The sequence below is a fragment of the Salipiger sp. HF18 genome, assembly GCF_011806505.1.
Lineage (GTDB): Bacteria > Pseudomonadota > Alphaproteobacteria > Rhodobacterales > Rhodobacteraceae > Salipiger > Salipiger thiooxidans.
On the sequence record NZ_JAATOS010000597.1, the window covers coordinates 1 to 2,203 of the forward strand.

General features: G+C 70.2%; 4 protein-coding genes. 2 read left to right on the forward strand and 2 right to left on the reverse strand.

Features of this window, described 5'->3' with window-relative positions; all coding sequences use genetic code 11:
* Window positions 1-981, reverse strand: a 981-nt coding sequence (locus tag HC022_RS24645) for a formylglycine-generating enzyme family protein (protein ID WP_167454149.1), incomplete at its 3' end; no start/stop codon positions are given.
* 267 nt (window positions 982-1,248) lie between these two features.
* Window positions 1,249-1,515, reverse strand: a complete 267-nt coding sequence (locus HC022_RS28855) for a hypothetical protein (protein WP_217704109.1) — start codon at window positions 1,513-1,515, stop codon at window positions 1,249-1,251.
* Between the two features lie 148 nt (window positions 1,516-1,663).
* Between HC022_RS28855 and HC022_RS24655 the strand changes: the two genes are divergently transcribed.
* Together HC022_RS24655 and HC022_RS24660 are read left to right on the forward strand one after the other, a co-directional pair.
* Window positions 1,664-1,939 carry an FCD domain-containing protein gene (locus HC022_RS24655; RefSeq protein WP_167454150.1) on the forward strand — a complete coding sequence of 92 codons (276 nt, stop codon included), beginning with the start codon at window positions 1,664-1,666 and terminating at the stop codon, window positions 1,937-1,939.
* Window positions 1,940-1,975: 36 nt separating this feature from the next.
* A partial coding sequence (locus HC022_RS24660) for a sulfatase-like hydrolase/transferase (protein WP_368484732.1) occupies window positions 1,976-2,203 on the forward strand: 228 nt, incomplete at its 3' end.

Consider the following 2,203-nt stretch of genomic DNA (forward strand, 5'->3'; position numbering starts at 1 on the left):
GATGCGGAACCCGCTGTTCGAGGTCGAGCTGTCGGGGTCGTTGCGGGTGCGGGAATGCACGTGGTAGCGGTCGCAATAGCTGACGTGGCAAAGGAACGACCCGCCGCGCTGTACCTTCGCGGTGCCACTCTCGGGGCCTCGCGGATCGCGCGGCACGCCCTTCGGCGCACCCCGAGGTCCGAACCAGTCCTGCACCCATTCCCAGACGTTGCCGGTCATGTTGTAGAGCCCGTAACCGTTCGGCGCGTAGGAGCCCACCGGCGCGGTGCCGACGTAGCCGTCCTCGGCGCTGTTCTCGTCGGGGAAGCGGCCCTGCCAGGTGTTCATCGCGAACTCCCCTCCGGGGACCAGCGTGTTGCCCCACGGGAATTTCAGGTGGGCCAGCCCGCCGCGCCCGGCCCGTTCCCACTCGGCCTCGCGGGGAAGCCGCACGCCCGCCCAGCGGCAATAGGCCAGCGCATCATACCATGCGACATGGGTGACCGGGTGGTCGCCACGATCCGCCACGTCGGTCCCCGGCCCCTCGGGCTGGGCCCAGAAGGCGCCGTCGACCCGGCGCCACCAGCGCAGGCCCGGAGGCGAGACCGGCCAGTCGGCGGGGGTCTGGAGCAGCAGGTGGAAGACGTAGCTCCAGCCCTCGCGCTCGGCGACGCTGCGGTAGCCGGTCGCCTCCACGAAGCGGGCGAAATCGGCGTTGGTGACCGTGTAGGGCGAGATCCGGAACGGCGAGACGAAGACCTTGCGGCGCGGGCTGTCGAGGTCCTCGGCAAATGTCGACTTGCGCGCGCCCATGTCGAAGAACCCGCCCGGCCCCTCGCGCGGCCCCCCCGTTCTCCCCTCCTCCCCCCCCCGGGGGCCGGCCTTCCCCGCCTCTGCCCCCGCCATGTGGTCGAGATCCGAGGGCGCGCGGCCACCGCCACCGCAGCAGCGCGGGGTCTCGGCGCAGAGAGCGTCGGTCGCAGGGGTATCGGACTGGGTCATGGCTCCTCCGGGACGGGGACGGGCCGCGCAGGCCCGCCGGGGTGCAGCGCCCGCCACGGGACCATGGCCCGGGCGGCGTGCGGATCTCTGCCCGAACCGCGTCGGGCGGTCCAGCGCTACCATGCCTGCGCCGCAGTTGCGACCGCGACGCAAGCGCGCGCTGGCCACACCTCTTGGCGGCGGTGCTATGCCATTCCAGCGCGCCGATGGTGTCGCGGCGCTGCATCTCGAGCTCTTCGCTGTAGCGGCGCTGCGTGTGCGACACGCTCAGCAGCCCGCCACCGGGATCGCCACCCGCGGCAGACCGCGAGGCTGCTCGGCCGCGCTCAGCCCCGAGCGGAACGGGATGTCGTAGAGCAGGCGGTAGCTGCGGCGGCTCGGCTTCGTCTCGCCGCAGGCAAAGATCGCCTTGTTCCAGTTGCCCATGAAGAACGGCAGGCGCGAGGTGGCCCGGTCCTTGTTTTCGACCACGTGGCGCTCGTGGAAGCCGGAGGATTTCTCGAAAGGCGAGGTGTGCATCTTGCCGACGTTCACGCAGCGACAGCCCTAGCTCGCCAGCCGCCCGACCCGGCTTTGCGGCCATTTCTCGTCGTTGCGGAAGACGCCGTTGGTGTGCAGGTAGAGCCCGGTTAAGAGGCTCGCCCGCGACGGCGCGCAGGACGGCGACGTCACCCGCTACGACATCGCCGGCGCCCGCTTCCACGCCATCATCGGCGAGGCCAGCGGCAACCAGCTTCTGCAGGCACTGATGCGCCAGCTCTGGGATTACCGCTATGGCGAGATGTGGTCACTCTGGTACAACCAGACCCTCTCGATCACCAACCGGCGCAATACCGTGCTCGACCAGCGCCGCATCCGTGCGGCGCTCCAGCGCGGCATGCCCGACATCGCCCGGACCGCCATGCAGGCCCACATGGACCAGGTGAACGAGCGCTTCTTCGCGCTTGTCATGGAATAAACACCGGGAGACCCCACGGACGACCAGCGTCCCGACATCGTTCTCATCGTCACCGACCAGCAGCGCTACGACACCATCCGCGCGCTCGGCGCGTCGCAGATGGACACGCCCAACATCGACCGGCTGGTCGAACACGGCGTGAGCTTCGAGCAGTGCCACGTCACCGCACCCTCCTGCGTGCCGTCGCGCGCCAGCCCGTTCTCGGGCTGCTACCCGCACCCCAACGGCGTGCTGGCCAACGGCACCGAATGGAGCCGCACCTGG